The sequence below is a fragment of the Reichenbachiella sp. genome (assembly GCF_033344935.1).
In the GTDB taxonomy this organism is placed as follows: domain Bacteria; phylum Bacteroidota; class Bacteroidia; order Cytophagales; family Cyclobacteriaceae; genus Reichenbachiella.
In genome coordinates, this window is record NZ_JAWPMM010000001.1 from 4,440,109 (window position 1) to 4,458,499 (window position 18,391).

Below are 18,391 nucleotides of genomic sequence, written 5' to 3' on the forward strand. Positions count from 1 at the left end.
AACTACTCGTTCATCAAAGTTTCGATTTCGTCCAGATCAAGTGGAATATCTTTCATTAGATTAAGGTTTCCATTTTCCTGAATGACAATATTATCTTCTAATCTAATCCCTAGATTCTCTTCCGGGATGTAGATGCCAGGCTCTACAGTAACTACCGTTCCTGATCTTACAGGCTTATAAAAACTGCCGACATCATGCACGTCTAGCCCCAAAAAGTGGGAAGTATTGTGAACAAAGTATTTGCTGTAAGCAGGCTGATCTGGATGTTGATTTTTAATATCGGTCTGATCTATCAATCCCAATTTAAGGAGCTCCTTTTCCATAACTAAGCCTACCTCCTTGTTGAAATCGGCAAGGATGACGCCCGGTCTTAGCATATTGGTAGCTTCGCTTTTTACCCGATGCACCGCCTGATACACTTCTTTTTGTCTTTTCGAGAATCGGCCATTTACGGGGATACTCCTGGTCATGTCTGCATTGTAGTTTCCATACTCAGCAGCTACGTCCATCAATAAAATATCACCATCCAAACACTTTTTCTTGTTCTCAACATAATGTAGGATACATGAATCTCCGCCGCTTGCTATGATTGGTGCATAGGCAAATCCTTTTGATTTTTGTCGGACAAATTCGTGAATGAATTCTGCTTCTATTTCATACTCCGCTACACCTGGCTTCACAAATTTTAGTATTCTTCTAAAACCATCATTCGTGATATCACAAGCTACTTGCAGCATTTGAATTTCTTGGTCTGATTTTGCTGATCGAATGTGATGCATGATGGGTGCAGACCTTCGATACTTATGGTTGGGGTACTTCTCGTGACACCACTTTGAAAACCTATCATCTCTTGTTTCTACATCCAACATGGCACGTGTATGCTCATTGGCATTGATGTAAATAGTTTGTGAGGCTGTGGCCAAATCATTAAAAAGTCTATCGAACTCGGACAACCACTGCACATTCTCAACACCAGACAAGGCTCTAGCCTCATCTTTGGTAAACTTGTGCCCTTCCCAAACCGCAATCAAATCATTCGTTTCTCTTATAAAGAGAATCTCCCTCAGTGCAGGATCTGGAAAATCAGATCTTAACACTAGAATTGTTTCTTCCTGATCGATGCCTGTCAAATGAAGTACATCCGTGTTTTGTTTAAAAGGCATCACGCCATCCGCACTGGTAGGCATGATGTCGTTGGAATTGAAAATAGCCACCGAATCAGAAGTCAAATGCTTTCTGAATTCATTTCGGTTATTAATATATACCTCTTTGTCTAATGGTGTGTATTTCATATCTGTTGTTTAATGTATAAATAAAGATATCCCCAAGGCATCGTGAGGTTAGACTATCAACCTCAGACACCTTGAGAATATTTCACCAAGAATGGATTAGCTCTGACTGAAACGGGCAGTAACTACCAGAACTAATCAAACCCTATTTTTTATATGATTTTACCTGTTGTTTGGAGGTGCCCAGCCCTTCTATTCCCAACTCTACGACATCTCCATCTTTGAGATAGGTAGGTGGATTAAGCCCCATGCCCACCCCAAAAGGAGTACCGGTAGAAATAATATCTCCAGGAAGCAGCGTCATGTATTGACTGATATAGCTGACCAGATGCGGGACATCAAAAATCAAATCTGAAGTGTCGCTATCCTGCATCATTTCGTCATTCACTTTGAGCCACAGTTTTAGATTGCCAGGATCAGCTATCTCGTTTCGGGTCGCGATATAGGGTCCGATAGGTGCAAAAGTATCTGCACTTTTTCCCTTTACCCATTGGCCACTACGCTCGAGCTGAAAGGCTCTCTCACTCACATCATTGTGTAGCACATATCCTGCGATATGATCCATGGCATCTGCTTTTTCAACATAGCTAGCTTTTTTGCCTATGACAATAGCCAATTCCACTTCCCAATCGGTTTTCTGACTTCCTTTTGGAATGATAATATCATCATTAGGTCCCACGATAGCCGATGTGGCCTTGAAAAACAAAACGGGCTCAGCCGGAATTTCCATGCCGCTTTCTGCAGCATGTTTGGCATAATTCAATCCTACACATACGATTTTTGAAGGTCTTGACAATGGCGAACCTAACCGAATTGATGCATCAATTTTAGGCAAAGTATCTGCTTGTGAAGACACTTTTGAAGCCAAATCAGACAATGCGCTTCCCTCAAAAAAAGCCTCGTCATAATCTTTGACCAAACTGCTTACGTCTACTCTGGTTCCGTCATCCAACAGGACGCCTGGTTTTTCATTGCCAACCGATCCAAATCTTATCAATTTCATACTACTTCCTTTACTCTATTTAATAATTCAACAGCTTTCTCTGCGGCCAATGTTTGCAATTCTGTGATGCTATTTCCACTATGCCATGCCGTATGACTAGTTACGACGACATTTTTCGCCTTCAACAATGGATGATCGTTCGCCAATGGTTCTTCTTCTACCACATCCAATGCTGCACCGGCAATCACACCATTATTCAAAGCATCTGTGATATCCTTGGTATTGATTAATCCTCCACGGCTCGTATTGACTACGATACTGGTAGGCTTCATTTTTTTGAGTACCTCAGCATTCACCAGATGATGAGTAGCTTCAATCAGAGGACAATGCAAGCTCACAATATCTGCTTGCTCCCATATCTGATCTAGCGATACTCGTTCTACCTGCAGCGCTTCAAACTGTTCATCGGTTAGCCCTGGATCGAAACCGATCACTTTAATGCCGAAGGCCTGCGCTCTTGCGGCTACTCGCTGGGAAATTCTCCCTAGACCTACCAAGGCCAATGTAGACTGACGTAACGGTGGCAAGGTCATTGGTGAGGTGATCACCCAGGTGCCCTGATTGATTCTGTCCCAAGTAGAAAGAATCTGTCTCTGCGAAGCAAGCATCAATGCCACAGTATGGTCTGCTACCTCATTGAGACAATAGTCGGGTACGTTGGCTACAGGGATGTCTTTGGCTTTAGCCGCATCCAAATCAATATTATCCAACCCAATACCATATCTGACAATACCCTTGCATTGTGTCATGGCTGCGATGGCTTTGGATTTTACAGGTGCCCATTGGGCTATTACCAAATCAGCATCACTCACGAGTACTGCTACTTCATCCTCAGTTTTGCATTGCGCATCTACCACTGTATGACCCGCTTCTTCTATGATCTTTCTTTCTATGTCAATATTTGGAAAATTCCAATCCGTAATTACTACTTTCATTTCCTCTTGTGTTTGTATTTTTATAGCCTGATTCAGACCATACTTCTATCTTACTTTTCTCCGTTACTTCAAATAATCGTGAACTATTTCACCTTCTACTAGTGTGAATTCTCCTTTCCAAAAACAAGCATGACCTTCTTCTACTACCGGTAGTTTATAGATGGGGGCTTGCATATTGGCTCTAAGGCTGACCGAACATGGGTCTATCCAACTTTCTGCAATCTTCACATCGGCCAAATTGCGAGATGTAATTTGCCGAATGGCCGTCTGGCCATTGATATGATTAATCACCTTATAATTTAGATTGACTGAGAAGTCAAAAGTCATATCTTTGAATTGCTGAATGGTACCTCGATTTTGCTTGTAGGCCATGGTGCCATTCACCACTTCGATGCCATTGCGCTCTAGCGAGCCAATGATCAGGTCTCCGTGAAAATCTACTTTTGGATTTCCCCATTTTTTCGGCTGTCCGTGTACTTCTCTTCCTTGCGAAATGCCACCGTCGCTATTCAAAAACAAAAAGGGTGAATAGCCACCAATCGCTTTGCCTGGCAACTCCGCATCTAGCATCACATTACACTCCTGGTATTTACCCAGATAATCTGTGTCGTTCATGTTATAGATATGAACAAGCACCCATTCGCTTCTGAGCTTGAGCGGCTCAGGTAGAAATTTTTCGGCCGCCTCTCTGTCTGTTTTGTACGACAGTGTCAAAACCTCCACATCTCTAAAAGAGAATGGAAAAGGAGCTGCCAGAGGCGCTCCTATAGGCGTAGACCAATGATTGTTTGATTCCACTATAATTACTTTTTATCTGACAACCTTGGCGCGTGATCCGGCGCTTTCTTTCCTACTCTCTCATAGTATTCAGCTGGAACCTGCTTTGGATCTTTATAGACGAGCCACTTGCATGGTGCTTCCGAATCCGGGTTGTACTCAGTGACTCTCATTGGGTGACCATAGTTTTCTATAGATAAAATTTCGTTGACCATGGTACAGTGTGTACAGTAGTAACTGATGTCTTTTTTACCCCAGCTCCAAGGCTGCTCTTTCTTGGTGCAGCCAAAAACCTCAGGGGTTTTTACTTCGCCTCGATCTACTCTTTGTCGAGCCACTCCGCCACTTCCGCAAGAGTCGAGCACTAAAGTATACTTTTCATCGTCTTCGATCACCTCTATATCCCCTTGTCTATCAGGCCCCATGAGGTGACCTCGAAGACCTTCGATGGTGAGCTGAAGTTGTGTTTCCACATCTTGCGACATCACCTTGTCGTAGCGATCTTTGTAGTAGCTTCCCAAAATGGATCGGTAGGCTTTTTCTAACTCATCTTCTCCAAAATTGTCAGCGATATAGGTAAAAAATGACCAAGCCCAGTTGGTAAACATATCATGCACCACTTCCCACTCTAGTCGAGCATATTCAGTGATTCGTTTGGCTTCTTCCAAATCGCCTTTTTGCATAGCTTCATAGGCCAAAGCCAAAGAAGACTTGCCCACTTCCAAAGGTGGGTCTTGTCGCAAATCTCTATTGATAATATCTGATTTCGATAATTTCATAACTGTTCTATTTTTTTGAATTAATTAGCTGTTTAGCATAAAGCCTCCACAAACATTGATGTCCTGTCCAGTAATAAAACTCCCTTTTTCAGAAGCCAGAAATACGATCAGGTTGGCTACATCTTCCGCTTCTCCTAGTCTGCCTAAAGGAGTCTGTGAAGTCCAGGCTTCTGCTAGTTCACTTGCATTTTTCCCAGTAATAGGAGCCAATTCCGGATACAAATCATCCCACATCGGAGTCATGATCGGGCCTGGGCTTACGGTATTGACCCGTATGCCTTTGGCACCGTAGGCCAGCGCCATGGACTCAGAGAAATTGCTCACACCGGCTTTGGCTGCAGCATAATGTGCAGACACAGCGCGTCCTTTTCGTCCGGCGTTTGACCCTAGATTGATAATAGTGCCGCCGTGATCCATAACCTCTGCTGCTCCTACGGCCACTTGAAACAAGGCCCTAACGTCTATTTCGAATACTTCATCCCACTCTTCAATGGTGATTTCGTTGAGTTTGTTGAAATGACAAACACCTGCAGAATTGATTACGATATCAATTCGGCCAGTCAGTGCCTTGGCTCTCTCGGCTACAGTTTTAGCACCTTGAGCGTCCTGTAGATCCTGTACAAGTGCATGGTGCTCTCCGGGCAATTCCGCCAAGACTGTGTTTAGTTTTTCTTCATTTCTTTCCACACCTACAATGGTGCATCCCTGCTCAGCCAATTGCTTGGCTGTGGCTTTTCCAAACCCACTTGCTACGCCAGTGATGAGTGCCACTTTATTTTCAAATTCCATTTTCATCTCTTCTATTATCTATTATCCCACAGTTAGACTTGGATGCTTTCTCTTGATGTCGCCGTCATAAAGCGGCAAAACCAAATCCACTTCTCTTTCCATTTTGGCAAACAGCCTATAGTGCTCTTCTATCGATTCGCTCAAGCCTAGAGGTATCTTATCTTCAAAATTTCTATACTTAAATACTGCATCGGTTAAGCCCACCACACCTTCTTTGGTCTTCACTTTGAATAACATGGAAGAGCGATGATGCCCTCCACAAAACCAAGAGGTTATCCCTGGCAAAAACTCAGTTTCTTCATCAGGCAACAAATTGATTCTGGCGGCTGCCTCTTGTTTTACCAAATAGCTGATCACATGATCCGGAAACAGTATATTTCTTGGCAACTGTGGAATCTCAGGATCAGGCGCATGGAAGTCCATCCAGCCCTTATGTGAGACCCAAATGTTGGCATTTGGAAACTGATCCAATCCACCTGTTGCATAAGATGTAATCGGCGTGATAATGACATCGGTAATTTCTTGTGGAGTGACATCGTTTTGAGCCAATGCATTCACGATCCAGTTGTCCTCGGTGATGATAGGTTCGTGGCCATGCTCATTCATGGCTTCATAAGCCCAATTAGTCCAAAGCGCATCGAGGGCGGAATAATCTTGGGGGAAGCCGGTATTGAGCAATACCTTGCGATCATCACCTTCGATCAAAAAGGCCCAAAAAGTGAGCATTTCCCACCCGTAGAGTTTGGTCATCCAATATACTTCGGCAGCAGGCACATTAGCCTCGCCCATTTTGAGTGCAGTTATTTTGTAGTTGTTCATCATAGTTGTGCATTCCACCCGCCATCAACAAAAATTGTAGAGCCTGTGGTGTATTCGGCTTCTTTGCTGGCGAGAAACAAAACAGCCGATTCTACATCTTTTGGTTTTCCTAACCTGGCCACTGACAGCTTTGCATCAATCCAAGGCTCTACTGATTTCAAATCCCTTGACTCCTTATCATTGATATCTGTATGAATCCATCCTGGCGCTATACTGTTGACCGTAATGTTGTGCTCTCCCAATTCGATGGCCATCCCCATTGACAATAAACTTAGTCCGGCCTTCGACACACAATAGTGTGTTTGCTTAGCATTTGATCGGTAAGCCCCAACACTGGTAGTAAAAATGATCCTACCTCCATCTCCTTGTTTGATCATTTGCTTGGCAGCTAACTGTGTGACCCTGAATGGACCATTGAGATTGACATTCATGTGTCTATTCCAATTGTCCAGGGAGATATCCATAAACTCTGTGAACTTACAAATCCCACCATTACTGATCATAATATCTATACCACCCAAGATATCAATAGCCTGAGCGACCATATCTTCTGTTTGCTTTTCATCCGCTATATCAGATTCTATGTGGTGTATTTTCGTATTAAAAGTATCCTCTACCCTTTGGCACTCAGCAACGGCCTTTTCCGTGTCCATATAATGGCTGAATACAATTTCGCACCCTTGCTTCGCCAGGGCATCTACATAGCTCAACCCAATTCCACGAGAGCCACCTGTTATTAATACCCTCTTACCCTTTATTTCGAACATATAAATTCTTCCTACAGTAATTCTTTCATCTTAATGCATTGAATAGGTCGATTCCTATCAATCATATGGTGAAGATCAACATTCATAAAATTTGAGCTGTCCTGTGCTATACTGTGCCTATAGACTTTTTTTTGAAATAGATAAAACTTAAATGATCAGCTCCTTCTTGAGCTAATTATCATTTGAATAATTTCAGGTCAAGATTTCTGCCTACGAAACATTCGGATTCCAGTACATAATCAGTGTTTTTAAGCAAAAAAAATTTATCAATTATTAAAATAATTCATTTTCAAAATAATCATTTTGTATAAAACATTAATCATTATGACTATTCCGAATAGCGTTTCTATTATTCAAGTTTGTAATGTGCGAAATGGCAGCAATAGACCTGTGCATTTGCAATTCGTCTTTCGATGAGCAAATTCGGCCAGCATGGGATGCCATTTGGCACAAGAGGAATTTTTCAACAAAACACTTTACGATCATGAAACACGATTTTATACAATTAGATATTTGTGATAATTCCAACACGCCTAAATACAAACAGATTATTGATAGCATCATCTGGAGCATTAAGGCCGGAAAACTTAAATCCGGTGATAAGCTTCCATCTATCAACCAGCTTTCATTTGACTACTATCTATCTAGAGATACTGTAGAAAAAGCTTACCGCTATCTATGTAGTCAGAAAATTATCCAGTCTATTAAAAGAAGAGGTTACTACATATTAGATGACAACACATCTGAAGAAATGAAAATCTTACTTTTGGTCAATGACTTCAATAGTGAGAAAAAAACCATTTACAACGAGATGATTCAAAAGCTTAGCAGTCAAGCTACTGTAGACTATTGCGATTATTCGCTATTCAAAAAAATCATAAAGCAAAACCTGGATGGCTATCAGTACTATGTGATCATGCCAGGCTTCGAAAACAAACAGCAAGAGGAACTCAATGAACTCTTACGTGAAATAAATTCTGAAAAATTAATCTTATTAGATACAAAGGCAGATCAGCTGGCCAACTGCAAAGGTGGCATGTATCAGGACTTTAAGGAGGACATTTACAACGCATTGGTAGAGGCGAGTGCACTTCTGAGAAAGTACGAAAAACTGATATTGATCTTCCCTGAAGATAAAGCCAATACCTATCCGGCTGATATCTTGGCTGGATTCAAACGATTCTGTGGGTTCAATCAGTTTAAATATGAGATCTATAATAATGCCGCTTGTATAGATCCTAAACAATACAAGAAATCCGCTTTCGTGGTACTCGAGGAAGAGGATCTGGTGACTATCATTAAGAATATTCAAATTTCAAAAATGAAACTGGCCAAGGACACTGGTATTCTATCATACAATGATTCTGCGCTAAAAGAAGTGCTTGCTGAAGGAATTTCTGTTATGACCACCGACTTTGTTAAAATGGGACAGGTAGCTGCAGGTATGATCTTGGGACAGGTTTCAGGTTTGGTAAAAAACGATTTTCATTTTATGTCCAGAGCATCGCTTTAGTTTGTCCATGCAATCATTTTGTACAAACAAATAACTATAATTAGTTATACTTGGAAATGGAAAACTATTGGAGATACTTTTCTGGTGACAATGAAAACTGGGGAATAAAGCTTATCACTTGCGGATATGAGCAAATCAACCGTAATGCTGAATACCCGGTAAAAGGTCACCCCGAGTCGCATTTATTCTCTTGGGAGAAAGGACGTACATTGCCGGATTATTACATCATTTATGTTCCCACAGGTGGGGGTGTTTTTGAGTCCAATATAGAGCAGGCTGAAATAAAACCAGGAGATGCCATTATCATTAACAAAGATGAGTGGCATAGATACAAACCCCATAAAGATCTTGGTTGGGAGGAATACTGGATAGGTTTTAAAGGCGAATACATAGAAAGCTATGTAATAAAAGACCTCTTCCCAAATAATACCAGCTACATCAAGTCCATGGGCTACCAAAGTGACATCATCACACTCTTTAATCATATTCTTAGATTAGTAGGCACGCCTGGCAAGCTGATGGAAAAAGTATTGTTTGGATCACTCATCCAGCTGATCAGTCACTTCACTATAGACAACAGTGTGAAGATCAAAACCAATCGACACGAATACATCGTTCAATCTAGCATCGATTTTATCAGACAAAATCTGACCAATGAAATTGACTACAAAAAAATGAGCGAGCGATTCAACTTGAGCTATAGCCAGTTTCGGTTGACGTTTAAAAAGGCTACTGGATTTTCATTAAACCAATTTCTCATCGCTGAAAGAATAAGCCTTGCCCGTAGACTGCTTCAAAATACAGATATGGAAATCGGAGAGGTTGCCCATCGTGTAGGCATCAACTCCGTATTTTATTTTTCAAAATTATATAAAAAGAAAACTGGCAAGTCGCCTTCTCACGATAGGAGAAGTCAAATGACTATCTGAGTCAAACAGGTCAGTACAGGATAAAATTATACGATATACATAGCAAGTTAGCCATCTGGGCCTAAACACAAACGAACCAAAACCTAACACCCATGAAAGGTGAAAATTATGATAAAGGATCAAAGCAGGAAATTTTACTAAGGTTCCTCTCGCATGAAGTGCGAAAACCGATTGCCAATATTATAGGAATTACTCGTTTTCTAACCGATAAAAACTGCGAAAGCGTGAACAATCAAGAATGGCAAAGCAAACTGGATTTTTCATTGTTAGAATTAGACCGTGCTTTGAACGAATTAGAAAATATCTATGACAACAAAAAAGAAAAATACGATTAAGTACACATTACAATTGGCCTACACCTTTGGAGCAATTCTAATCACACTTACAATCTCACCACTTCATGCCCAAGAATCAGAAGTAGAAATCAATCACCAAGGCAAAGACTTCAACATGCTCAAGCATGCCTGGAATGCGCAATGGATCACCCATCCCAGCGCCTCTACCATGGACTATGGTGTCTTCAATTTCCGAAGAACATTTGAGCTCAGCACAGCTCCAGAGTCATTTGTAGTCCATCTATCCGCAGACAACAGATACAAACTCTATGTGAACGGCACTTTCGTAGGCCGTGGGCCAGCCATCGGCGACATTGCCCACTGGCGCTACGAAACCTATGATTTAGCCAAATACCTTCAGGCTGGAAACAATACTGTAGCTGTAGAGGTGATCAACTTTGGTGAATTCAGACATGCCAAACAGCAAACTTTCCAAACCGCGTTCATCTTACAGGGAGACAAAAACAATCCTGTATTCATAGATACCACGAAAGACAGCGAATGGAAAGTCTTAAAAAACGAAGCCTACCAAACCATTCCGTTTGTAAGTGACTCCGTAGGTGGATACTATGCGGCAGGTCCCGGCGATCAATTAGACGGCACCATGTACCCTTGGGGCTGGAACTCATCAGACTACGACGACAACCACTGGCAAAAGCCAAGACTGGCCATGGTCGAATTTGCCGTAGGTAGAGGGTTCCTTTTTGGGAGCACATGGTATCTCGTACCTCGTAAAATCCCATTTCTAACAGAAACAGAAACTCGATTCAAAAAAGTGGCTCAGGCCAATGATCTCACCGTTCCAACCAATTTTTTGACTGGCCAGGCAGCCCTCACAATCCCTGCCAACTCCACGGCTACGATCCTGCTGGATCATGAAATTCATACCATAGGCTACCCAAGCCTGACCGTGAGCCAAGGAAAAAATACCACCATCAAAGTCACCTACGCCGAAGCTTTGTTTTACAAGTCTTCGCATGAATTTAGTGCCCATGGTGGTTGGAAAAAAGGGCCAAGAAATGATTTAGAAAATCAAGAAATCAGAGGGTACTACGACATCTTTCATACCGACGGTGGCGAAAAACGAACCTACCAGCCACAGGCTATGCGGACCTTTAGATATGTTGCTCTGGATATTGCTACTGGAGACGAGCCACTTGTGATCGAAGACTATCACAATGTCTATGTCACCTATCCATTTGAAGAAAAAGCGACATTCAAGTCTGACGACCCTGAGCTCAACGCCATTTGGGATGCGGCCTGGCTTACGCTAAAAAATTCTTCTACAGATCAATTTGAAGACCCCTACTACGAGCAGTTGCAATACATCGGAGATACTCGTATCGAATCATTGGTATCGATTTTCGTATCGGGAGACGATCGATTGATGCGCAAGGCCATCGAGCAATTCGACGACTCCCGCATGCCCAACGGCCTCACGCAGAGTCGCTATCCTTCGTACATCAATCAGGTGATCCCCACCTATTCGCTCCTGTGGATTCAAATGATCCACGACTACATGATCTATCGAAATGATCCGGCCTTCATTCAAAATTTCCTGCCTGGCATCAAAAGCGTATTGGGTTGGTTCGAGAATAAGGTAGACAGCACCGGCATGCTGGCCAATCTGGAATGGTGGAATTTTACGGACTGGAGTGCTGGTTTTCAAAACGGAATCCCTCCCGGGGCAGACGACGGTCACTCGGCCAATGTAAGCTTGCAGTACGCACTCGCCCTGCAAAAATCAGCGGATATTTTTGAGCTACTTGGACAAGATTCGCAAGCCCAAACTTATCGCACACAGGCCAAAACCATCATCGAAGCTACATTAGAAAAATGCTATGATCAGAACGGGGGGCTGATCGCAGAGCGTCCAGAAAGAGACATTTTTTCTCAGCACACCAATGTCTTTGCGATTCTTGCGGATGCTGTACCTGAGCAACAACAAGCACAGCTGCTCGACCGACTGCTCACAGACGAAGACTTGGTACAAAGCACGATCTACTTCAGATTTTACTTGACCCGCGCCATGCAAAAGGCTGCCGGTGCCAATCGCTACCCTGCGAGTCTCAGACCTTGGAAGGACATGCTAGACATGGGCATGACCACCTTTGGAGAAACAGATGTAAATCCCAGATCAGAATGTCACGGCTGGAGTGCCAGCCCATGTTTCGACTTTATTCACACGGTCGCAGGTATACAATCTGTCGCACCTGGATTCCAGAAGGTATGGATCGAGCCTGCTTTCGGACATTTAAACAAAATTGAAGTTACGTTTCCTCACCCCAACGGCGACCTGTCTGTCAACTTTTCAAAAAGCAAGAAAGGAACTATCAAAGGCACCATCACCCTACCAGCAGGTGTGAGTGGAGATTTCAAATACAAGGACCAAACCTTGACCTTAAAATCAGGAGTAAATAATCTATAGAATTTGTGAAAGAGAACATGAAGAAGACCATATTATCGCTAGCTATTATCATTTATAGCCAGATGCTATTTGCCCAAGTCACAGACGTGATTTCGCTCAACGGCAAAGTTTCATTTGAACAAACTAAATCCGCTTTTCCACCGAGTAAATTCACACGAACCATACCGGTACCCGGACTGATAGACTTGGCTGAACCAAAGATCGATCAGTATGAGGCCTACTTCTCTGGCACACACGAGCCACGATACAGCTGGTACAAATTCACCTTCAAAGTACCGAAGTCCAAGCAAAACAAAACGGCTATTCTCACCGCACTCAAAAGCAGATTCAACACGCAGGTGATCCTCAATGGCATCGACCTCGGCAGCTATATGCAAAACAATACGCCCATAGATGTCGACCTTACGGATCACTTGGTCTATGGCAAAACCAATACGCTACTACTCAGACTAGGCGAGCGTGCCTGGATGCCGAAGAAAGCCGCTACCGGATTCGACAGAGAAAAATATACCGATATCCCCGGCATTTGGGACGACATCAAGATCACCTTTGGAGGCCCAATCAGAGTGCACCGAGCCTTAGCGCTGCCAGACATAGCAGGCCAGCAGGCTACGGTCAAAGTACTATTGGAAAACTATGCCAAAGTCCTCGAGCGAAACACCGAATACAGCGCCATAGAGTACACACTCAAAGCCCACATTCGTGAGAAAAAAAGTGGTCAGGTCGTTACGGAGACGAAAACCATCAATGACAAAATCCAATGTCAGATCGAACAGCAAGAAAAAGTATTGGTCTTTGATTTTAAACAGGACATCAAGCCGTGGTCACCCGCTGACCCTTTTCTCTACGAGGCTGTAGTGGAAGTTTCTGCCGACAGAAAGTTTTACGACGATTTCGGCAATCCTGAAAACCTCAAGCCTGCCGACGACCAGTCATGGATCGGACCATCTGACCAGCAAGCCATCACCTTCGGTATGAGGGATTTCAAATCGGTAGAAAAATCTTTCCAGCTCAACGGCGAGGAAATTGCACTGTTTGGATCAACGCTTACGCTCAATAGATTTTTCGAAGACCGAGACAGAGGAAACCTACCTTGGAACAGGGAATGGGTAGAAAAAATGATGATCGAGATACCTGAAGCCATGGGGTGGAATTTCTTCCGTGTCAGCATCGGACTGCTGCCTGAGTTTTGGTACGACCTGGCCGACGAGCACGGCATCCTCATCCAAAACGAATACAACATGTGGAATCTTCGAGGAAGACCAGAGCAATACGCCATAGAATACACCGACTGGATCTGGGCCGATGGTAACCATCCAAGCGTGGTGATCTGGGATGCGCTCAATGAGCAAAAGCAAGAATACATCGGCAGAGAACTGATTCCGGAGCTCAGAATGATCGACCCTACCCGACTTTGGGACTTAGGTTTTATGAAGGCTGTGCCAGGCAGCAGATTGGATGTATTCGAGTACCACTGGTATCCGCTTGCTCATGGCTGGTGGGTAGGAGACGATTTCATCAAACAAACCAGAGAAGCATTCAGATTCGGAAAACTCAATGATAAAGTAGCTGGACTAGAGCAAATGAAACTTGCCAATGCTCCTGTAATTGTCAATGAATTCGCCTGGCTTTGGCAAAATCGGGATGGACTTACTTCTGGTGTAAGAACCTTCGGAAATTTTACAGCAAATGATCGTACGCCATATAAAAAAGACTACGAATACTATGAGCCAGATGGCAGTCAGCTATATGAGAGTAATCGTGATGTGTATGAGTATTACGTAGGAAAAGAAGCTACCGCAGACCAGCGGTGGGCATTTCAAGCTTACCTGCAAGCGATAGAAACTGAAATGATACGTTCTACCAGAGAAGCCGACGGAGTAGCGTCATTCGCCTATCTTACCAACAACAATGGACACACTGGCGATTGGTTTATCAACGACATCAAGGATCTAATTCCATCCCAAGCCCTCTTGTCTCAATATCATGCCACCAGACCTTTTGCCGCTTTCTTGGACATTGAGGATGCTAGATATGTGAAGTCGCCAACCGAACAAAAACCGGGAAGCGTATTCAACTTCAATATCCAAGTGGTGAACGACACCACAGTAGCCAAGACAGGATCTGTTCGATACGAGCTAATGGATGTGCAAGGTGCGGTGGTAGCCGAAGGCATACAGCAAGTAGCTGTTCAGCCTTTCTGGCAAACACTCCTTCCAGTTACTCTTACTCTCCCTGAAAAAGCTGGAGGTTATCTGATATTGACAACGCTGGACGACCCAAATAGCAATCGCATGAAGCAGGTAAGTCTGCGCTACATTCAAGTGGGTGATATCGACAAGCCAGAATATTTCAATTACGAATATCAAAAACCTGAAGGATGGCCGAAATAAAGGATAATAGCAATTTTAAAATTCCAGTTTCCTGGAAAATACTAGGCCTTGCCAGTCTGGTGCAGTGCTTGCCTGTCAGTAGCCAGGGGCAGCACAGCACCCAAAGAAACCCTCAGCTGGAAGAAACGCTGACCCCATTTCGGTTGCCTTTGCCTCAGCAGGACAAGGTAGAGTACCTCTATGGCAAAAAGAAAACAATAACAGGAATAAAAGCGGAGCTGGAGAATGGCATGGGCATACTCTGGCTCGACGACGATGGAGACTTGCAAGAAGGTGACCTAGAAGGCGATCTGGACAACGACTGCCTCTTGGTCGATCTGAACATGGACGGCAAGTATGGCGATGAAGGCGACCTGATTGTGGACTACGTAGATGCAGACGAAGATGGTAAGGCTGACTATCAGGTCATTATAGAAAATGCAGCACGCGACTATACCGGCAAATGGAAGTCACACTACATGTGGTTTGTAGACAATGACAACGATGGCGTATTTGGCTATATGAACTGGGACACTTTTCGATATGAAGGATGGGATCATAGCGGCAAAGCCAATTTTTTCGCTGACTATCATGGGCAAAGCACTATGCTGAAGGTACACATCTCCCCATGGAATATCGACGATTTGAGTTTCAATTGGGAAAACCCATTTTTATTTTATGATCATGATGATGATGGCCTGACTGAGATGGCCATCCGTGTGGTGGATGAACCTGTAGCAATCGAGAAACCTGCAGATCTGATTACCTGGTCCTTCAGCCAAAAGGCATCGCTCGTACAGATGACCTTCGACCTGGACAATGACAATGCCGCAGGCAACGAATTGGATTTCGATATGAGTTTAAAATTTAGTGGGCCAGGGTTCGACTATTCCGATCAAGTACAACCCATCCAATCGCACCCGATTGCTAAAAAATCCGACAAATACTTCGCCGATCCACGTTGGAGACATCTGGATCGGTTAGTATATGTCAATCATGACTCGGCCTACGACCTCACCTTTTCTCGAGGCGAGTGGAATACCTGCTGGCTGGTTTTTGATGAAGATGACGATTGTCATCGATGGGAACGTGTAGAATTCTATGAACCAAGAGAGCCATTCTTAATCGGTGCCGGCAAGGGAGGACTCGACCACAACCCTCAGGCAGATCCATCAGGCGATCGAGGCGAATGGGATCAGGATTTTTCTGGCAAAGGCAATTTGTACGTCTCTCCATTGGATGGCAAAATACACTTATTCGGTGCTGAAAATGGCTATTGGCGCATCGACCAAAATACGCTCAGCTATCAGGGATGGCAGGGCTGGCGAGGACCCAATATCCAACCCGAAGATACTGATCAGTATGAACCAATTCGGTTTGCTACTATTCGCTATGAAGACACAGACGACAATGGATTTTTCGATGAGATGAGCTTCGATATGGACGGCGATCAAGCCTATGAACAAGTCATATCTCTACAAGACCTAGGGCATTCAGATACAGCTACGGTTTTTGAAACTGCCGCAATGAAGTACGAAGATTACACAGTACTATTCGAAAATGTAGCTTCAAGTCAAATGCAGCATGCTTCTGAAATGATGTTACTCGCTGAAAAAGAAAACCTATCCACCGAGTGGTACAACCACTACAAAAAACCTAGAAGCATTAGAGAACAATACCACAATGGATTTTGGCTTTCTTATTATATATTTCAGGATTTGATCAGAAAAAATAGCAAAAATGAAGATCAGCTGGCTTTGATTCGAAAAGCCTATTTGTATTAGACAGTATTAATAAAACAGCATATGGGAGCAATATTAGGTGTCATTTTTCACGCCATCGGCGGATTCGGAGCAGGTAGCTTCTACATTCCTTTCAAGCAAGTCAAAAAATGGAGCTGGGAGAGTTCCTGGCTCATTTTGGGTCTGTCGGCTTGGCTAGTGGTGCCTATCTTAACTGCCTGGCTCACCATTCCAGATCTTTGGCAGGTGCTCAATCAAGCTGAAGCTGGCGTCAAAGGATGGACCTATTGCTTTGGCCTGCTATGGGGTATTGGTGGGCTGACTTTCGGATTGTCCATGCGCTATTTAGGTGTATCCCTCGGCATGACCATCGCTCTGGGGCTTTGCACTGCATTTGGCACACTGATTCCTCCTATTTTCAAAGGGAGCTTTACCACCTTGCTTCAGACAGAATCTGGGCTTATTACTCTTGCGGGGATATTTATTTGCCTGGTGGGCATAGCCGTGGTAGGCCTCGCAGGTGCCCGAAAAGAGAAAGAAACCCAAACAGCAGCTGATGATGAATTCAGCCTTTCTAAAGGTTTGATTGTAGCTACGCTATCCGGTCTATTGAGTGCTTGTTTTGCCTTTGGACTAGAAGCAGGTGCCCCAATAGCTGATACGGCATTTGCTAGTGGAGCCAGCGACTTATTCAAAAACAACGCTGTCCTGGTTTGGATACTTTGGGGAGGCATGACTACCAACGGTATCTATTGTGTGTACCTCAATCGAAAAAATCAAACTTCCGCAGACTACACCAACCCTGATGCACCCCTGACGAAAAACTATATCTGGGCAGCACTTGGTGGACTCACCTGGTATTTGCAATTTTTCTTTTATGGCATGGGAACCACATTTTTAGGAGAAGAATTTGAGTTTGCCAGTTGGTCTATCCACATGGCTTTCATCATTTTCTTCAGTAATCTATGGGGCATCATTTACAAGGAATGGAATGGAGCTTCGAGCAAAACCAAGTGGATTTTGGCCCTTGGCCTAACAATCGTAATGGTTTCAATTCTTATGATTGGCCTAGCCAATACAATTACGCATTAACCATGAAAACCACTCATCGACTTCCATACATTTCAAGATTTGTTCTTCCCATCATAGCAGGGTGCCTGTTTTCTTGTGCCGCTATGAGTCAAGAAAAGGACATACTCACAGTTGGCTTTGAGCTATCCAAACTGGGTAACTATGATGAAGCAGCAATCCAAGCAGATTTTGATACGGTCAAGTGGTCTATTACTAAGGAGAGAGGCGCAATCATTAAAGAAGAATCGAAAGGTCAGGTACTACAAGTTAGCTTTCCCAAAGGAGCTGTGGGGCCCGAACAAGGTGGCATCCAGTTCGTTCGTCCCATCCCTTCCGGCACTGACTATTACCTTACGTATGATATTTACTTTCAGCAAGGATTTGATTTTACAAAAGGAGGCAAACTACCCGGTCTCACCAGCGGAGGAGCTGCCTATACCGGAGGCAAGCATCCAGATAACGGGGAGGGCTGGAGTGCCAGATATATGTGGACCGGTCAGCAAGAGCCCATCGTCTATTTATATTACAAAGACATGAAAGAAAAGTATGGCGAAGGAGTCTATTTGAATGCAAAATTCGTAACTGGCCAATGGCATACCATCACACAACACGTCAAGCTCAATTCGCCAGGTAATCAGGATGCCTTAATAGAAGTTTGGTTCGATGGTAAGAAGGTAGGTGAAAAAAGGAATTTCAGTTTGAGAGAAGGAAATTTAGGGCTTATTGATTCATTTTATTTTTCCACCTTCCACGGAGGAGCGACATCAGACTGGGCACCTAAAAACGATAGTTTCATGAAAATCGACAATATTCGGATTTACACGAATCCATCAAATAAATAGT

Annotated in this window: 16 protein-coding genes; 8 read left to right on the forward strand and 8 right to left on the reverse strand. The window is 43.5% G+C overall.

All coding sequences use genetic code 11. The features are described 5' to 3' along the window. Positions 1–2: 2 nt before the first annotated feature. From R8N23_RS19060 to R8N23_RS19095, 8 genes are all read right to left on the reverse strand, one after another. Entirely contained in the window at positions 3–1,292 is a 1,290-nt protein-coding gene (locus R8N23_RS19060; protein WP_318173198.1) for an aminopeptidase P family protein, read from the reverse strand. Positions 1,293–1,434: 142 nt separating this feature from the next. Beyond that, positions 1,435–2,292, reverse strand: a complete 858-nt coding sequence (locus R8N23_RS19065; protein ID WP_318173199.1) for a fumarylacetoacetate hydrolase family protein — start codon at positions 2,290–2,292, stop codon at positions 1,435–1,437. Continuing rightward, positions 2,289–3,227: a C-terminal binding protein gene (locus R8N23_RS19070; protein WP_318173200.1), complete on the reverse strand. Its 939-nt coding sequence runs from the start codon at positions 3,225–3,227 to the stop codon at positions 2,289–2,291. The genes R8N23_RS19065 and R8N23_RS19070 overlap by 4 nt, the downstream gene beginning before the upstream one ends. Before the next feature lie 63 nt (positions 3,228–3,290). Next, on the reverse strand, positions 3,291–4,025 hold the full coding sequence (locus R8N23_RS19075) for an acetoacetate decarboxylase family protein (protein WP_318173201.1): 735 nt from the start codon (positions 4,023–4,025) through the stop codon (positions 3,291–3,293). Positions 4,026–4,030: 5 nt separating this feature from the next. Further along, a complete protein-coding gene (locus tag R8N23_RS19080) occupies positions 4,031–4,783 on the reverse strand; it encodes a hypothetical protein (protein WP_318173202.1) in 753 nt (250 codons plus the stop codon). A gap of 24 nt (positions 4,784–4,807) precedes the next feature. After that, complete coding sequence (locus R8N23_RS19085; protein ID WP_318173203.1) at positions 4,808–5,572, reverse strand: SDR family oxidoreductase; 765 nt, start codon at positions 5,570–5,572, stop codon at positions 4,808–4,810. A gap of 21 nt (positions 5,573–5,593) precedes the next feature. Next, complete coding sequence (locus tag R8N23_RS19090) at positions 5,594–6,394, reverse strand: hypothetical protein (RefSeq protein ID WP_318173204.1); 801 nt, start codon at positions 6,392–6,394, stop codon at positions 5,594–5,596. Continuing rightward, positions 6,391–7,158, reverse strand: a complete 768-nt coding sequence (locus R8N23_RS19095; protein ID WP_318173205.1) for an SDR family NAD(P)-dependent oxidoreductase — start codon at positions 7,156–7,158, stop codon at positions 6,391–6,393. Before R8N23_RS19095 ends, R8N23_RS19090 begins: the two co-directional genes overlap by 4 nt. Positions 7,159–7,642: 484 nt before the next feature. Between R8N23_RS19095 and R8N23_RS19100 the strand changes: the two genes are divergently transcribed. The 8 genes from R8N23_RS19100 (at position 7,643) to R8N23_RS19135 (ending at position 18,390) form a co-directional block, all read left to right on the forward strand. Next, positions 7,643–8,671, forward strand: a complete 1,029-nt coding sequence (locus R8N23_RS19100; protein ID WP_318173206.1) for a GntR family transcriptional regulator — start codon at positions 7,643–7,645, stop codon at positions 8,669–8,671. 56 nt (positions 8,672–8,727) lie between these two features. Continuing rightward, positions 8,728–9,600, forward strand: a complete 873-nt coding sequence (locus tag R8N23_RS19105; protein WP_318173207.1) for an AraC family transcriptional regulator — start codon at positions 8,728–8,730, stop codon at positions 9,598–9,600. 92 nt (positions 9,601–9,692) lie between these two features. Next, positions 9,693–9,935: a hypothetical protein gene (locus R8N23_RS19110; RefSeq protein WP_318173208.1), complete on the forward strand. Its 243-nt coding sequence runs from the start codon at positions 9,693–9,695 to the stop codon at positions 9,933–9,935. Next, a complete protein-coding gene (locus R8N23_RS19115; protein ID WP_318173209.1) occupies positions 9,907–12,363 on the forward strand; it encodes an alpha-L-rhamnosidase C-terminal domain-containing protein in 2,457 nt (818 codons plus the stop codon). Before R8N23_RS19110 ends, R8N23_RS19115 begins: the two co-directional genes overlap by 29 nt. A 17-nt stretch (positions 12,364–12,380) precedes the next feature. Then, positions 12,381–14,756, forward strand: coding sequence for a glycoside hydrolase family 2 TIM barrel-domain containing protein (locus R8N23_RS19120; RefSeq protein ID WP_318173210.1), 2,376 nt, complete (start codon positions 12,381–12,383; stop codon positions 14,754–14,756). After that, positions 14,744–16,519, forward strand: a complete 1,776-nt coding sequence (locus tag R8N23_RS19125) for a hypothetical protein (protein WP_318173211.1) — start codon at positions 14,744–14,746, stop codon at positions 16,517–16,519. The genes R8N23_RS19120 and R8N23_RS19125 overlap by 13 nt, the downstream gene beginning before the upstream one ends. 21 nt (positions 16,520–16,540) lie before the next feature. Beyond that, entirely contained in the window at positions 16,541–17,569 is a 1,029-nt protein-coding gene (locus R8N23_RS19130; protein WP_318173212.1) for an L-rhamnose/proton symporter RhaT, read from the forward strand. A gap of 2 nt (positions 17,570–17,571) precedes the next feature. Further along, positions 17,572–18,390, forward strand: coding sequence for a polysaccharide lyase (locus R8N23_RS19135; protein WP_318173213.1), 819 nt, complete (start codon positions 17,572–17,574; stop codon positions 18,388–18,390). Position 18,391 lies beyond the last annotated feature (1 nt).